Annotated in this window: 15 protein-coding genes and 1 tRNA gene; 7 read left to right on the forward strand and 9 right to left on the reverse strand. The window is 74.0% G+C overall.

Annotated features, from left to right (window positions below; translation table 11 throughout):
* Positions 1-415: 415 nt before the first annotated feature.
* Positions 416-489, reverse strand: a tRNA-Glu gene (locus ACEQ2X_RS05205).
* Positions 490-583: 94 nt separating this feature from the next.
* Here ACEQ2X_RS05205 and ACEQ2X_RS05210 point away from each other — a divergent pair.
* From ACEQ2X_RS05210 to ACEQ2X_RS05225, 4 genes are all read left to right on the forward strand, one after another.
* The gene (locus ACEQ2X_RS05210) at positions 584-1,075 is read left to right on the forward strand and encodes a DUF4112 domain-containing protein (RefSeq protein ID WP_370324725.1); all 492 of its coding nucleotides are present in this window, start codon (positions 584-586) and stop codon (positions 1,073-1,075) included.
* A 163-nt stretch (positions 1,076-1,238) separates the two neighbouring features.
* Positions 1,239-1,475: a 50S ribosomal protein L28 gene (gene rpmB / locus ACEQ2X_RS05215; RefSeq protein ID WP_370324726.1), complete on the forward strand. Its 237-nt coding sequence runs from the start codon at positions 1,239-1,241 to the stop codon at positions 1,473-1,475.
* Entirely contained in the window at positions 1,475-1,639 is a 165-nt protein-coding gene (gene rpmG / locus ACEQ2X_RS05220; protein WP_370324727.1) for a 50S ribosomal protein L33, read from the forward strand. Before rpmB ends, rpmG begins: the two co-directional genes overlap by 1 nt.
* A gap of 4 nt (positions 1,640-1,643) precedes the next feature.
* Positions 1,644-1,898: a type B 50S ribosomal protein L31 gene (locus ACEQ2X_RS05225; protein ID WP_370324728.1), complete on the forward strand. Its 255-nt coding sequence runs from the start codon at positions 1,644-1,646 to the stop codon at positions 1,896-1,898.
* Here the strand turns inward: ACEQ2X_RS05225 and lnt are convergent.
* The 7 genes from lnt to ACEQ2X_RS05260 all read right to left on the reverse strand — a co-directional run bounded on the left by lnt (position 1,895) and on the right by ACEQ2X_RS05260 (position 8,688).
* The gene (gene lnt / locus ACEQ2X_RS05230) at positions 1,895-3,454 is read right to left on the reverse strand and encodes an apolipoprotein N-acyltransferase (protein ID WP_370324729.1); all 1,560 of its coding nucleotides are present in this window, start codon (positions 3,452-3,454) and stop codon (positions 1,895-1,897) included. The two genes, ACEQ2X_RS05225 and lnt, sit on opposite strands and share 4 nt — an antisense overlap.
* A 20-nt stretch (positions 3,455-3,474) precedes the next feature.
* The gene (locus tag ACEQ2X_RS05235) at positions 3,475-3,948 is read right to left on the reverse strand and encodes a hypothetical protein (protein WP_370324730.1); all 474 of its coding nucleotides are present in this window, start codon (positions 3,946-3,948) and stop codon (positions 3,475-3,477) included.
* Between the two features lie 570 nt (positions 3,949-4,518).
* On the reverse strand, positions 4,519-4,959 hold the full coding sequence (locus tag ACEQ2X_RS05240) for a hypothetical protein (protein WP_370324731.1): 441 nt from the start codon (positions 4,957-4,959) through the stop codon (positions 4,519-4,521).
* A gap of 3 nt (positions 4,960-4,962) precedes the next feature.
* Positions 4,963-6,501 carry an amidohydrolase gene (locus tag ACEQ2X_RS05245; RefSeq protein ID WP_370324732.1) on the reverse strand — a complete coding sequence of 513 codons (1,539 nt, stop codon included), beginning with the start codon at positions 6,499-6,501 and terminating at the stop codon, positions 4,963-4,965.
* 83 nt (positions 6,502-6,584) lie between these two features.
* Positions 6,585-7,223 (reverse strand): ribonuclease H, encoded by a 639-nt coding sequence (locus ACEQ2X_RS05250; protein ID WP_370324733.1) that lies wholly within the window; start codon positions 7,221-7,223, stop codon positions 6,585-6,587.
* Positions 7,220-7,594, reverse strand: coding sequence for a hypothetical protein (locus tag ACEQ2X_RS05255; RefSeq protein WP_370324734.1), 375 nt, complete (start codon positions 7,592-7,594; stop codon positions 7,220-7,222). Before ACEQ2X_RS05255 ends, ACEQ2X_RS05250 begins: the two co-directional genes overlap by 4 nt.
* Complete coding sequence (locus ACEQ2X_RS05260) at positions 7,591-8,688, reverse strand: M24 family metallopeptidase (protein WP_370324735.1); 1,098 nt, start codon at positions 8,686-8,688, stop codon at positions 7,591-7,593. The genes ACEQ2X_RS05255 and ACEQ2X_RS05260 overlap by 4 nt, the downstream gene beginning before the upstream one ends.
* A gap of 165 nt (positions 8,689-8,853) precedes the next feature.
* Here ACEQ2X_RS05260 and rpsN point away from each other — a divergent pair, with 165 nt between their 5' ends.
* From rpsN to ACEQ2X_RS05275, 3 genes are all read left to right on the forward strand, one after another.
* Positions 8,854-9,159 carry a 30S ribosomal protein S14 gene (rpsN, locus tag ACEQ2X_RS05265; RefSeq protein ID WP_370324736.1) on the forward strand — a complete coding sequence of 102 codons (306 nt, stop codon included), beginning with the start codon at positions 8,854-8,856 and terminating at the stop codon, positions 9,157-9,159.
* A 151-nt stretch (positions 9,160-9,310) separates the two neighbouring features.
* Positions 9,311-10,153, forward strand: coding sequence for an SDR family NAD(P)-dependent oxidoreductase (locus ACEQ2X_RS05270; protein ID WP_370324737.1), 843 nt, complete (start codon positions 9,311-9,313; stop codon positions 10,151-10,153).
* A gap of 59 nt (positions 10,154-10,212) precedes the next feature.
* On the forward strand, positions 10,213-13,554 hold the full coding sequence (locus ACEQ2X_RS05275; protein ID WP_370324738.1) for a S41 family peptidase: 3,342 nt from the start codon (positions 10,213-10,215) through the stop codon (positions 13,552-13,554).
* A 48-nt stretch (positions 13,555-13,602) separates the two neighbouring features.
* Here the strand turns inward: ACEQ2X_RS05275 and ACEQ2X_RS05280 are convergent, their stop codons facing one another.
* Positions 13,603-15,168: a bifunctional adenosylcobinamide kinase/adenosylcobinamide-phosphate guanylyltransferase gene (locus tag ACEQ2X_RS05280; RefSeq protein WP_370324739.1), complete on the reverse strand. Its 1,566-nt coding sequence runs from the start codon at positions 15,166-15,168 to the stop codon at positions 13,603-13,605.
* Positions 15,169-15,251 lie beyond the last annotated feature (83 nt).

The following is a 15,251-nucleotide window of genomic DNA, read 5'->3' on the forward strand; positions in this document are numbered from 1 at the left end:
ACCAAGGAGGCAGATCGTTGACAGCCGTCATCGCGTTCATGACCCTGCTACTACGACCCTCACCCCGGCCGAGGTGGTCCCTAGCAACTGGCAACACCCTGGTCCCATCGTGGTGGCAGGTGACACCGTTCGCGAGCGCGAACTCCCCGTGCGTCACACCGGGTGAGGTTCCTCATCGATGCCCGCCTCTCACCGAGGTTGGGGGAGTTCGTCGACGACAGCGGTCATGCCACACCAGACCACACGCCCCGCGGTGCGCCCACGGGTCGATGGCAGGACCCGACCGGAGCGCTCACGGCCGAGGATGTGCACGTCGGTCACGTGGGTGGCACAGGTGCACATCGTGGGTGAGCGGGGAGCCTCCCGCACCTCGAGGGCCAATCCCCGAACCGCCCCTGATCTGCGGTTTCGGTAGTGCTCCCGACGGGATTCGAACCCGCGCCGCCGGCTTGAAAGGCCGGTATCCTGGGCCAGCTAGATGACGGGAGCGCGGCGCTACCGTACCCGACCGGTCCGGGTTCGCTCGCGAGCGCTCGACGCCGCCCTCCTCGAGCCGTTCGACCTGGGTAGCGTGGTGCTCACCATGTCGACCTCTCCCCCACCGGAGCTCGATGCCGAGGGGCGGGCCCGCTACCGACGGGTCGAGGAGATGGCCCGCGTCCTCGACAGCCTCTTCACGATCCCGGGCACCGACCGGACCGTCGGCGTCGACGCGATCATCGGCTTCATCCCTTGGGTGGGCGGCGCGGCCGGCCTGGCGCTGTCGGCCGGCATCATCGCCCAGGGCATCCTGCTCGGCGCGCGGGGGGCGACCGTGGCCCGCATGCTGCTCAACGCGGCGGCGGACGCCGCCCTCAACGCGATCCCGTTCGTGGGGTGGATCAGCGACGTGTTCTTCAAGGCGAACGAGCGGAACGTGCGGCTCCTCCGCACCCACTCCCTCGACCCCGACCGGACCCGGGCCGACAGCCGGCGGATCCTGGTGATCACCGTGGTCGTCCTCGTGGTGGTCGTGCTCGTGGCGATCGCCGCGGCGGTGTGGGCGCTCGTCGCGCTGCTCGCCTGGCTGTTCTGACCCATCCCCTCCCCCGCCGGTTGTCGGATCAGGGGGGTGCGGTCTACACTTGCGGACCCGCGCGATGCGCGTTGTCTCGCTGCGTCCGTGCCTCGGGGTTCGCCGCCGCCCACCGGCGTCCGGCCTCCCCTCCACCAGACCTCCCGATCCCAGGAGCCCTGCCGTGAGCAAGGTGTGCCAGGTCACGGGCAAGCGCCCGACCACCGGTAACAACGTGTCGTTCTCCCACCGCAAGACCAAGCGGCGGTTCGAACCGAACCTGCAGACGAAGCGCTACTTCGTCCCCTCCGAGAACCGGTGGGTGACGTTGACGCTGTCGACGAAGGGGATGAAGACCATCTCCAAGCGCGGGATCGAGTCCGTCCTGGCGGACATGCGCCGTCGAGGGGTGAAGGTCTGATGGCGAAGAGCGAGAACCGGATCAAGGTCAAGCTGCGGTCCACCGCCGGCACCGGCTTCACCTACATGACCACCAAGAACAAGCAGACGCAGCGCGAGCGGATCACGATCAAGAAGTACGACCCGGTCGTCCGCAAGCACGTCGAGTTCAAGGAAGAGAAGTAGTCCCATGCGCAAGGGCATCCACCCCGAGTACCGCCCTGTGGTCTTCCAGGACCCGGGCGCGGACTTCGCGTTCATCACCCGCTCCACCATCGAGACCAGCGACACCATCGAGTGGTCCGACGGGAACACCTACCCGCTGAAGCGGATCGAGATCTCCGCGGCCAGCCACCCGTACTTCACGGGGCAGATGAAGATCGTCGACACGGCCGGTCGCGTCGACCGCTACAAGCGGCGCTACCAGCAGGGCAAGAAGGGCTAGCCAGCCCGCCGGCGGTCGACCACGACCGCCGCGAGGCCCAGCACCGCCACCGCCCCGGCGAGCCAGGCGACCGCGTCGCCGATCCGCATCGCCGGCGTCCTCCCCTCCACCAGGGGGACGTCCATCACCGGCGTGGCGCGTTCGAACAGTTCGGTGCGCTGGTGGACCACGCCCTCGGGGTCGACGAACCCCGAGATGCCGGAGATCCCGGCGTGGACGACCCAGCGCCCGGTCTCCACCGCGCGGACCTGGCTGAAGGCGATGTGCTGGGACGACATGGGCGTGTCGCCGAAGCTCGAGTTGTTGGTCGACACCACGAGCACGTCGGCGCCCGCGTGGACCTGGTCGCGCACCAGGTGGCCGAAGGTGTTCTCGAAGCAGATGACGTTGCCGACCGCCGCCCCGCCCACGTGCACGACCTGCGGGCCGTCGCCGGGGACCACGTCGCTCGGGATCTGCTCGAGCGGCGGGAACCAGTCGAGCCACGACCGCAGCGGGACGTACTCGCCGAACGGCACCGGCCGGCGCTTGCGGTAGGACTCGCCGATCCCGTCGGCGGTGAACACGGTCATCGCGTTGAAGCGCGTGGCGGGCTCGGTCCCGTCGATCGACTCACCGGCCAGGATCGGGGCCGGGTCGACCAGGTCGACGCCGGCCTCGAGCATCGCCTCGACCTCCGCCCAGCGGGGTTGGCGGATGTCGCCGTCGAGGGCGTTCTCCGGCCAGATCACCACGTCGGGCGGATCGTCGGCGAGTGCCGCGGTCGCCTCCACCATCAGCTCGGCCACGCGGACGATCCGGCCGGTGTCGATCCTCGTGACCCCCGCCGCCGACGTCGCCCGGGTGTCGCCGGCCTGCACGATCCCGAACGAGGTCGTGCGCCCGGTGGGGGCGGGGGGTGAGCCCGCCAGCAGCACCGCGACGGCGAGCACGCCGAGGACGGTGAGGAGCGGGGTCCGGATGCGGCGGAACACCGCGTCGGCCGGCACGGCCTCCTCCCTCGCGGCCGCCCAGCCGGTCGCGGCGCCGCGGATCGCCTCCTCGACCGCGACGGCCACGGTGGCGAGGACCGCGCTGATGCCGGCCGCCCCGAGCGTCCTGGCGACCCCCAGCGCGAGCCCGCCGTCCGCTTGGGTGTAGGCGAGGCCACCCCACGCGAGCCCGCCGAACGGCCACACCCCTCGGAGCGCCTCCAGGCCGACCCAGATCGCGACGGTGACCGCGGCCCGGCCACGACGCTCCCCGTAGGCGGTCAGGAGCGCGGTCACGACGCCGAGGTAGGCCGACTGCACCAGCGTCAGCAGCCCGAACGCGGCGTAGCCGAAGGGGATCAGCCAGTACAGCAGCGGACCGAAGAACGTCGCGCCCGCGAGGAACCCGTACCCGAAGGCGACGCGCGCGCGGACGCCGTCGCGCGCCAGCTCCCTGGACAGCGCGACGAGTGGGACCAGGGCGACGAACCCGGCGGCGGCCAGGCCGATCGGGGGGTGGCCGCCGTAGAGCAGGACCCCGGCGAGCAGGGCGAGGCCGGCCCGCCGGGCCCCGGGCCGCGTCACCGCCTGCCGGACGCCCGTGGTCAGACGCAGTCGAAGCAGAGCATCTGCTCCGCGTCGGCCAGCTGGGAGGGCTTCTTCACGAGGAAGCAGGATCGGCAGGTGAACTCGTCGTCGCTGATCAGCTCGGGCTTGCGACGGGGCTTGGCGCCCTTCTTCGCGCCGCCCTCCTCCTCGTCGAGGGGCTGGACCTCCTCGTCCTCCTCGAGCAGCTCGTCGAGCTCGTCCTCGAGGTCGTCCTCGTCGTCCTCGTCGTCCTCCTCGAGCTCCTCGTCCTCGTCGTCGCCCTCGGTCTCGTCGTCGTCCTCGCTGACCTCGTCGCCGTCGAGGTCGTCGTCCTCGTCGTCGTCGTCGAAGAGGTCGTCGTCGTCGGACTCGATGTCGTCATCGAGGTCGTCGCCCTCGAACTCGAGGTCGTCGTCGAGGTCCTCGCCGTCGTCGAGGTCGTCAGCGAACTCGTCGTCGGCGCTCGTGGCCTCGAGGTCTGGGTCTGCCAAAGGGGTTTCCTCCGCGGCTTCCGTGGGCTCAGATCGCGCCCAGCCCGGGTCGTCGGTGGCGTGCGCGGGCGCATGTGTAGCCGCTCGGGGACGGGGCCGCAACGAAATCGCCCGACGGGCCGAACCCGTCCGAAAACCGGCCCGGCCCCGAGGAGCAGGTCCTCGGGGCCGGGTCCGTCGTGGGCAGCGGGCAGTTGGCACCGACAGGTCGCGGGTGGCGTGTCCGCGACCTCCGTTCTCTACTACGCCTGCTGGCCCCCACACCTGCCACGGCCTGACACCCGCGAAGGCGGGAGCAGGTCACACAGCGTCATACGCATGTCTGGAGAAGATCCCCCGCAGGGCCGCGCTGGGCCCTGCCTTCGTTCGATCTGCGCCACTTCCAGTCGTGCTCCGGTCCTTTGCCGCCGTGGCTTGACGTCGGAGAAGGTACGGCGTGACCGGGGACTCGTCAAGCTGTCTGCGGCATGTCCCACAGGGCGCTGACCTGCGGTTTCGCGTTCGATCGTGGCCCTGACCTGGGAAAACCCGCCCCGGCGATTTTCCGTCCGTTCACCGCCTCTTCGCCGGTCAGGCCGTGCCGGCCACGTCCCGTGCGGACAGGTGGTGCACCGACGCGGGCACGGCGGCCTCGACCAGGGCCTCATCGACCGTGACGTCACTCTCTGCGACGAACTCGGCGCCTCCGCGCAGCCGCGACCACGCTGGGTCACCTGGGTCGCGGCTCGCCCAGGCGTCCTCGAGGTCGGACTCGGCCTCCTCGCGGCCGACACGGAGCTCGTAGTCGCTGAAGGCACGGCCGACCTCACGGCCGTCCGCGATCGCGCGCAGCGCGTCGGGGATGTCGATGCCCCAGCGGGACGCGACCGCCCCTGCGATGACCGCCACCCCGTGCTCGAGCAGCCCCTCGCCGACGAGGGCCCGTGTGACGGCGACGGCTTGTGCGCGCGTCGCGCCGAGGACGACGGCGACCTCGACCTCCTCGACTGCGCGGACGGTTCGCACGGGCACCCCTCAAGCGTAGGACAGCAGGCCGAGTCCGTGGACGACCCGGCCGGCGACGGTCGTGAGCACGCACTGGCCCGGTGCCGCCGGGGTTCCCTCGAAGGCAGCGAGGTCAGCGCGGTTGCCGGCCCTGATCGCGCCGACCATGGGTTGGCGGGCAGCCAGGCGGCCCCCCAGCGTCGCAGCGCGGAGGGCGGCCGTGGCGTCCATCCGCATGCCCTCCTCCGGGTGGCTCGCGGCCGACCGGACCGTCGCCCACGGGTCGAGCGCCTGCACGTCGTCGGAGCCGAACGCGAGCGGCACCCCTGCGCGCTGGAGCACCCCCAGGGGGTTGGCGGCACGCGCCCGGTCGGCTCCGAGACGCCGCTCGTAGGTCCCGCCGACCGTCGCCAGGTCGAGGTCGTTGGCCGGTTGGGCCGTCACGACCACGCCGAGCGCGGCGAGGCGGCGGACGTCGGCGGCGTCGACCAGGGCGGCGTACTCCAGTCGGGGGCAGGTCCGCCGCAGCTGCTCGGGGCCGATCGCCGCCGCGACCGACTCGAACACGTCGATGGCCTGGCCGATCGCGCGGTCACCCATGGCGTGCAGGGCCACCTGGATGCCCTTGCGGGTCGCCTGCAGCGCGAACTCGCTCAGCTCCTCGGTGTCGTGGTACAGCTGCCCCGCGCCGGACTTGTCCGCATACGGGCTGGCGAGCGCGGCGCTGTGGCTCCCGATGCTGCCGTCGAGCAGCAGCGAGCCGCCGATGCGGCGCAGTCCGCGCTCGGCGACGAAGTCGAGGTCGACGTCGCCCCAGTACGCCACGACCTCGATCGGCCAGTCGCCGGCCAGCCAGGCGTCGAAGTCGTCGGGTCCCATGCGGTGCGGGCCGCCCATCTCGTGGGCGGACGCCACCCCGGAGGCGGCGAGCTCGCGGACGGCGAGGCGCCGGGCGTGCCGCAGGGTGGCGCTCGGCAGCTGCGCCACGAACCACCGCTGCGCGACCTGCGCGGCCTCCTGGCGGAGGAGGCCCGTCGGCCGGCCGTCGCTGCCCCGGTCCACGCCGCGGGCCCGGCCCAGCGGCAGCGCGGTCAGCGACGTGCGGTCGACCACGACGCAGTGGCCGTCCGAGCGCGACAGCATCGCCGGTCGCCCCTCGGCCGCGACGGTGAGCTCGTCAGCGGTCGGCGCGCGGTGCTCGGGCCACCGGGTCTCGTCCCACCCGATCCCCCACAGCACCGGGTCGGGGGTGACGTCGACGTTGGCGCGGACCGCGGCGAGGCAGTCCTCGACCGACTCTGCGACCCCGAGGTCGAGGGCGCTGAGCATCAGCCCCAGGTTGGTCAGGTGCGTGTGGGCGTTGACGAACGCCGGCTGCAGCGTCGTCCCGGTCAGGTCGAGGACCCGGCACCCCGGAGGGGTCACGTCGCTCGGGTCGTCACCCACCCACGCGATCCGGCGCCGACGGATCAGCACCGCCCGGGCCGACGGCGCGGCGTCATCCAGCGTGACGACGTCGGCGCCCACGAGCAGCAGCGGTTCGTCGCGATCGGACGCGTCCACTCCCATATGGACGCCCAGCGTACTTCCCGTCAACGGTCGTGGTCGTAGGCGCCCCCGCCGGCCGGAGCCCGCACGTGGACGCGCTCGGCTCAGACCGTGTCGCGCAGGTACGCCGTGGAGAGGGAGTCGGCGTACTCGTTCCAGCGGTTCCCGGAGTGTGCGGCGATCCACTCGAGCCGCAGCTCCGGGCGGTCGGCGAGCGCCGCGTGGAGGGGCTTGATGAGGTCGAGGTTCTTGATCTCGCCGCCCTTGCGTCGCCAGCCGCGGCGAGCCCAGCCGTGCGCCCAGGAGGTGAGGGTGTCGACGGCGAGCTTCGAGTCGGTCCAGATCGTCGCCGGGGTGCCCACCGGCACCAGCTCGACCGCCGACGCGATCGCGGTGAGCTCCATGCGGTTGTTCGTCGTGTCGGGATCGTGGCCGTGGCGCTGGTCGACGATCTCGCCGTCGACGACGTAGACCGCCCCCCACCCTCCGGGGCCGGGGTTCGGCTGGGCGCTGCCGTCGGTGAAGACCCCGTCGGCGGGGCCGGCGCTGTAGCGCTCCAGCACCTCCGCGGTGGTCAGGTTCTCCTCGACCAGCGTCGTCCTCCGGCGGGACCCCCCGCCCCCTCCCCCGGCGCCGCTGCGGAAGCAGGACGGGCACTCCTTGGGCGTCCACCCGGGGTAGCGGGCGGCGAGGTCGGCAGCGACCTCGAAGGTCCGGCCGCAGGTCGCGCAGGTGCCGCTCATCGGCCGGCCGCGACCTGCAGCATGGCCGCCGGGACGATCGGGGCGAGGAAGGCCACCGCGAACAGCGCGGCGGTCCACACCGCACGGCGGCGGCTGGGGACCTCCCCGGCGATCAGGTCGAGCACCAGGGTGAGGACCATCCAGCCGCTCGTGACGAGGGTGCCGACCACGGCCGAGGTGGACACCCAGATCGCGGCGCTGACGCCGTCACCGCCGAACGCGATGTTCGCCGCGCCGGTCAGGACGGCCAGCGCCACCGCGGTCAGCGCGCCCGCCCTCACCGCTCGGCGGAGCACCCGGCGGTCCCGGTCCACCGGGCCGGGGCCGTCAGCGGCGACCGGGTCGGCGGTCGACGTCCGCTCGGGGGTCACGCCGGCAGCACCACCAGCGCGGTGTCGGTCGTGTTCAGGCGCTCGACGCCGTCCTCGGTGACCGCGACGATGTCCTCGATCCGCATGCCGTAGCGGCCCTCGAGGTAGATCCCCGGCTCGACGGAGAACGTCATGCCGGGTTGCAGGCGCAGGTCGTTGCCGGCGGTGATGTAGGGCTCCTCGTGGACCTCGAGGCCGATGCCGTGGCCCGTGCGGTGGATGAACGCGTCGCCGTAGCCCGCGTCGGCGATGACCTGTCGGGCGGCCGCGTCCACCGACGCCGCGGTCACGCCCGGACGGACGTGGGCGACCGCGGCCCGCTGGGCGTCCCAGAGGACCTGGTGGGCGGCCTCGTAGCCGTCCGGCGCGGAGCCGAGGACGTAGTTGCGGGTGCAGTCGCTGAACCACCCCGCGACGGGTCCGCCGGTGTCGACGACCACCGCGTCGCCGGCGGACAGGACCCGGTCCGAGGTCTCGTGGTGCGGCGACGCGCCGTTCGGGCCGCTCCCGACGATGACGAAGTCCACGTCGTCGTGACCTTCCTCCCGCATGGCCGCGGCGATGGCCCGACCGGCCTCCTGCTCGGTCCGCCCCGGTACGAGGAACTCCCCCATCCGGCGGTGGACCGCGTCGATGGCCGCGCCGGCGCGGCGGAGCCCGTCGAGTCCCGCGGCGTCCTTCACCATCCGCACGTCGCGGGTCACGTGGGACGCGAGCTGCCAGCGGGCGCCCGGACGGACCTGCTGCAGCGCCAGCAGGAACCGGGCCCACAGCTGGTCGCCGACACCGAGGCGGGCGTCTGCGGGGACGCCGTCGAGCACCTCCGCCACGGTGTCCGCGGGATCGGCGGTCTCCGCGTACGTCCGCACCGGCACCGCGTCGGTGCCGGCGACCGCGGCCGCGCGCTCGAGCTCTGGGACGACCAGGGCGTGGCGGCCGTCGGCGCGCAGCACGAGCAGCGTCATCCGCTCGAGCGCGTGCGCGGCGTAGCCGGTCAGGTGGCGCAGGTCGGCGCCGGGTCCGATCAGGAGGGCATCCACCCCGGCGGTCCGCATCGCGGCGACGGCGTGGTCGATGGTGCGCTGGTGTCCCACGCGGCCATGCTAGTGGGCAGGTGGTGGCCGACCGCCGCCGGCCCCCGGCAGCCACTGCGCCCGCGCGGGGGCGGTGTAGACTCGTCGTCCCGCCGGACGGGCACGTGTCGTGCTGCCCGCGGCCAGACCTCCCCCAACTCCTCCGACACCCCTGGAGGGCCCCACGTGGCCAAGAAGAGCAAGATCGTCCAGAACCAGAAGCGCGCCGAGATGGTGGCCCGCCAGGCCGCACGCCGCGCCGAGCTGAAGGCCATCGTCAAGGACCCCGACGTGGACTTCGACGCGAAGCTCGAGGCCCGCGACGCGCTGAACAAGATGAAGGTGAACGGCAGCCCCGTCCGCCTGCGCAACCGCGACCGGCTCAACGGCCGGCCCCGGGGCCACGTCGGCTTCGCCGGCCTGTCCCGCGTCAGCTTCCGCGAGCTGGCGCACAACGGCGAGCTGCCGGGCATCACCAAGTCCTCCTGGTAGGGCACCGCTGGTGGGCACCCGCCCCCGCGCGGGGCCACCACCGCCTCCACGACCGCCGATCACGTCGGCGGTCGTCGTGCGTCCGGGCCGGTTGCCGCCCGTAGGTTAACGCCGCTAGGTTGCCGGGCGAGCCACGACGAGGAGCACACCGATGGCAGTCCAGCTGCACGGCAAGGTCGCCGCGATCACCGGCGGCGCGCAGGGGATCGGCAAGTCGATCGCCCGGGCGCTCGTCGCCGAGGGCATGTCGGTCGCGATCGGCGACCTCGACCTCCCCCTCGCCCGCATCACCGCAGCCGAGCTGGGTGACCGGGCGGTCGCACTGGACCTCGACGTCACGTCCCCCGCGTCGGTCCGTGCCTTCGTCACCGCCGCGGAGGAGGCGCTCGGCCCTCTCGACGTGATGGTCAACAACGCGGGGATCATGCTGGTCGGGGAGTTCGCGAAGGAGGACGACCGCGGCACCGACCTGCAGCTCGACGTCAACGTCCGCGGCGTCCTGAACGGCTGCAAGGCCGCGGTGCAGGTCATGGCGGACCGAGGGCGCGGCCACATCGTCAACATCGCCTCGACCGCCGGGAAGGTCGCGGTGCCGCGGCTCGTGACCTACACGACCTCGAAGCACGCGGTGGTCGGCGCGACCGACTCCCTGCGCGCCGAGCTCCGCGGCACCGGCATCGACGTGTCGGCCATCATGCCCGTGCCGGTCAACACGCGGCTCGGCTCGGGGCTGGGTCGCTCGGTGGTGCCGCCGGTCGAGCCCGACGACGTGGCCCGCGCCGTCGTCAGGGTCCTCCGCCGACGTCGCGACGAGGCGTTCGTCCCCGGGTACCTCGCGGTCGTCGCCGACATGACGGCCTGGCTCCCGACCGCCGCACGCGCCGCCGTGGCCCGGCTGCTCGGGGCCTACGACATCATGGTGCAGGCCGACGACGCCGCCCGCGAGGCCTACCAGCGCGAGGCCGTCGCCGCCCAGCGCAGCCGGCTGCCCTAGCAGGCGGACCCCCACCCAGCCGGGGGCCCGTCGACGCCGCGGTATCCTCCCGCACCCCCATGCCAGCCGCGACCGCCGACCACGCCTACGTCCGCCACCCCGCCGTCGTCGGTGACACCGTCGTCTTCGTCGCCGACGACGACCTCTGGGTGGTCGACCTCGACGGCGGCCGCGCCCACCGCCTGACGGACGGGCGCAGCGGCGCGAGCCACCCGGTCATCAGCCCCGACGCCCAGCAGGTCGCCTTCACCGGCCGGGACGCCCAGCACCCGGAGGCCTACGTCATGCCGCTGTCGGGCGGGGCGGCCGAGCGGCTGACCTACCTCGGGGCCACCACGACCACCACCCGGGCCTGGCACCCCGACGGTCGCGTCGTCGTCGCGACCAACCAGGGGTTGCCGTTCGCCCGCGACAGCCACCTGGTCGCGGCCGGCCCGACGCCGGGCCACCACGAACCGCTCGGCTGGGGATCGGCCCACGAGGTCGCCATGCGCGCCGGCCCTCCCGCTGTGGACGGCGGCGTCCGCGTGCTGATCGGCCGGCACACGACCAACCAGGGTCGGTGGAAGCGCTACCGCGGCGGCACCGCGGGCCAGCTGTGGCTCGACGACACGGGTGGTGGCGCGTTCCAGCGGCTCCTCGGCGACCTCCCCGGCGACATCGGCGCGCCGATGCTGCTCGGCGACCGGGTGTGGTTCATCAGCGACCACGACGGGGTCGGCAACGTCTGCTCGTGCGACATCCACGGCCAGGACCTGGTCGTCCACACCGACCACCGCGACTTCTACGCGCGCTTCGCCGCCACGGACGGCCGCACGATCGTCTACACCTGCGGCGGTGACCTGTGGCGCCTCGACCCGGCGGACCCGTCACCGGAGCGGGTCGCGCTGTCCGTCGCCTCACCCCGCGTCCAGCGCACCGCCACGTTCGCCGACCCGAGCCGCTGGCTGCAGTCCTACGCCGTCCACCCGGCGGGCACCCACGTCGCCCTGCGGATCCGTGGCCGGGCGTTCGCGATGGGTCTCCACGACGGGCCGGTCACCCAGGTCGGGACCCGTCAGGGCGCCAACCACCGGCTGGTCCGCTGGCTGCCCGACGGCCAGCGGCTGGTCGCGGTCTCCGACAGCTCCGGCGAGGAGCGCCTGGAGGTCCTCGCGACCAGCCCGGGGGCGCTGTCGGACGAGGAGCCGCACCGCCTCGACGTCGACCTCGGCGTCCCCCTCGAGCTGGTCGTGTCCCCCGTCGACGACGTGGTGGCCGTCACCGACCAGCAGGGACGGCTGCGGGTCGTCGACCTCTCCAGCGGGACTGTCGAGGAGGTCGCGACGTCCCCCTACGGGATCGACGAGCCGGCCTGGTCCCCCGACGGCCGCTGGCTCGCCTACAGCCAGCGGGAGTCCAACTGGTACACGGCGAGCATCCGGCTGTGGCACCGCGGCGATCCGCCGGGGTCCACCGCGGTGGTGGCGGAGGCGCGGGCCGCCCACCGGGCCCCGGACTTCGATCCGGCGGGCCACTACCTCTACTGGGTCGCCAGCACCCGCTTCGCCCCGGTCCGCGACGGGTTGTTCTTCGACCACGGCTTCCCCCACCCCGACGTCATCATGGCGGCCGTGCTGGCGGCGGACGGCACCGCACCGCTCGACCGCGAGCCCCGGGCGCCGGGCACGCCCCCGCCGCGGCCCCCGTCGGCCCCGGCCCCCGAGACCGCCACGTCGACCCCCGACGCGGACCGGGACGCCGCCCCCGAGGGCGATGGCGACCCGCCGTCGCCCGGCGACCCCTCCGCGCCCGGTCGGCGCCCCCCACCGGTGGTCGTCGACGTCGACGGGCTTGCCGACCGCGTCGTCGCCCTGCCGTTCCCGACCGGTCGGTACCGCGGCGTGATCGGGCTGCACGGGAAGGTCCTCGCGTTCGCAACGCCGCTGCGCCCGCCGCCGCCACCGGGCGCGCCACCCGGTGAGCGGCGCCCCGGGGGGCAGGCCGAGGTCCTCGACCTCGACACCGCCCGCCACGAGGTGGTCCTGCCCGCGATCTCGTCGTTGGCGGTGTCAGCGGACCGCCGGACGACCGTCTACGCGGTCAAGCGGCGGCTGCGGGCGGTCAAGGCCGGCGTGAAGCCGCCTGACGGTCCGGCGGCTGAGGGCGGTCCGCGGGTCAGCGGGTGGCTCGACCTGTCACGGGTGTCGGTGCCCGTCGATCCCCCGGCGGAGTGGCGCCAGATCTTCGACGAGGCCTGGCGGTTGCAGCGCGACCTGTTCTGGCACTCGGAGATGTCCGGGGTGGACTGGGCCGCGGTCCACGACCGCTACGCCGGCCTGATCGACCGGATCGCCACGCGTGGCGAGCTGTCGGACCTGATCTGGGAGATGTTCGGCGAGCTCGGCACCGGCCACGCCTACGAGCGGGGCGGCGACCACCCCTCGCCGCCGAGGATGCCGGTGGGGCACCTCGGCGCCGACGTCGCGTGGGATGGCGACGCCTGGACGCTCACCAGGCTGCTCGAGGCGGACCCGACCGATCCGCTCCGCCGACGTCCGCTCGCCGCCCCCGGCGTCCGCGTGGACGCCGGTGCGCGGGTGCTCGCGGTCGACGGCGTGCCGCTCGGACCGGACGTCGCCCCGGCGACGCTCCTGGTCAACGCCGCCGGGCGGGAGGTACGCCTCCGCGTCGCGGACCCGGACCCGCGCGAGGTGGTGGTCCGCGCACTCGACGACGAGACGCCGCTGCGGTACGCCGACTGGGTCGAGCGGAACCGCCGCGCCGTCCACGAGCGGTCCGGCGGGCGCGTCGCCTACGTGCACGTGCCGGACATGGGCGCGACCGGCTACGGGGAGTTCCACCGCCAGTACCTCGCCGCGGTGTACGCCGACGCGGTCGTGGTCGACGTGCGCTTCAACGCCGGCGGCAACGTGTCCAGCCTGATCCTCGAGAAGCTCGCGGCCGAGCGGATCGGCTACCAGATGCGCCGCACCGGCGCGCTCGAGCCGTTCCCCCACCACGCGCCCGGCGGTCCGCTGGTCGCCATCGCCAACGAGCGGTGCGGGTCCGACGGGGACATCTTCGCGCACGCCTGGAAGCGCCTGGGCCTCGGACCGGTCGTCGGCACGCGGACCTGGGGCGGGGTCATCGGCATCCAACCGCGCCACTCGAGCGTGGACGGGACCGTCACCACCCAGCCGGGCTTCGCGTTCTGGTTCGACGACGTCGGCTGGGGGGTCGAGAACTACGGCACGGATCCGACCCACCCGGTGGAGATCGCCCCGCACGACGCCGCCGCCGGGCACGATCCCCAGCTGGACACCGCCGTGCGCCTGGCCCTCGAGCGCCTGGAGGCGGTCGGCGCCCCGCAGACGCCGGACATCGCGACCGCGCCGGACCTGGGCACCCGACCCGGATGAGCCCGCCGGGGTGCGCCTGCACCGGCCGCCCCGCCACCTCCGTCCGCCTCAGAGGACCTCGCTGAGCGCCTGGGCGAGCTGCTCGACGGCATCGGCGTCGCGGACGGCGACGCGCAGGAACCGGGGTGGGAGCAGCGGGAAGGTCGAGGGCCGGACGGCGATGCCGCGGGCCAGGAGCGCGCGGTGGACGGCGGGACCGCCGGGCACCTCCACCAGCACGAAGTTGGCGGCGCCGTCGTGCACGGTCACGCCGGGCACCCGGCCCAGCCGCGTCGTCATGGCCGCACGCCGTCGCGCGACCCCCTCCGCGGCCTCGAGCCGCCACGCCTCACCGTCCGCGGCGGCGGTCAGCGCGGCCAGGGCGTGGGCGGAGAGCGGCCAGGGCTGCTGGCGGCGACGGATCCGCGCCGCGATGGCCGGGTCTGCGACGAGGTAGCCGGCCCGCACGCCGGGCACCGACCACATCTTCGTGACCGAGCGGACCACGACCAGGCCGGGGAGGTCGACCCGCCCGGCCAGGCTCGAGCGGCCGTCGGTGACGAAGTCCATGAAGGCCTCGTCGACGACGGTGGTGCGCCCCGGTCTGCAGAGCGCGGCGATGTCAGCCGGGTCGTCGAGCGTGCCGGTGGGGTTGTTCGGGTTGCCGACGAGCACCAGGTCCGCGACGTCCGGCACGCGGGACGGGTGCAGGCGCCACCCGTCGTCTGCGTCGCGCGCGACGCGGGTGACCGGGACGCCGCAGGCCGTCAGCCCGGCCTCGGCGGCGGTGAACGTGGGGTGGACGACCGCCGCGTGCCGCGGGCGCAGCGCCAGGGGGACCAACCAGAACGCCTCGGCGGCGCCGGCCAGCAGGACGACGTGGTCGATGCTCAGGCCGGTCAGCGCGGCGACGGCCAGTCGGGCCGGTCCCGGATCGGGGTAGCGGGTCACGTCGACCGCGTCGAGGGCGCGCCGCACGTGGGCGGGCGGTCCGCCCTCCACGACGTTGACGGCCATGTCGAGGGCGCCGTCGGGGACCATGCGGTCGCCGTGGGCCGCCAGGTCGGCCTGCTCATCCCCGTCCGCCGACTCCTGGACCGGGAGGTCGGCTGCGGGCTGCCCCCACGGCGCGGGGAGGTCCACGGCACGGCCCGCCACCACGAGGACGACCCGATCGGCCTGGGCCGACAGGGCCTCGGTCACCAACCCGACGGCGTCCACCCAGCGGCGCGACCCGGCATCCGTCGGCACCAGGCCGCCGCCGACCTGCTCGGCCACCACCACCACATCGCGGTCCACCTCGGCGAACCAGGTGGCGGCCTCGGCCGCGAGGTCGTCGAGGTCGCCGGCCTCCCACAGGTCGTCGTCGTCCATCCGGGCCGCCACCCACAGCCCGACGGAGTCGACCAGCACCGGACCCGCCGCCGCGGCGATCGCGGCGACGACGTCGGTGGTCTCGACGGTCTGCCAGCCCCGGGGGCGACTGGCGCGGTGCCGGGCGATCCGCTCGGCCATCTCGGGATCCGACGCCCGGCCCGTCGCGACGTAGGTGACGGCGGCGTCCGCCGGCAGCAGCGACTGGGCCACGCCGCTCTTGCCCGACCGCGTCCCGCCGGTCACGAGCGTGCGGGTCACGACGGACGACGCGAGCGGGAGCGGTGGACGGTCATCCGGCAGACCATACCGCCTCGCCACCACCGGGTGACACCAGGTGGCTC

Origin of the sequence: Euzebya sp., assembly GCF_964222135.1 — a bacterium.
Taxonomy (GTDB): Bacteria; Actinomycetota; Nitriliruptoria; order Euzebyales; family Euzebyaceae; genus Euzebya.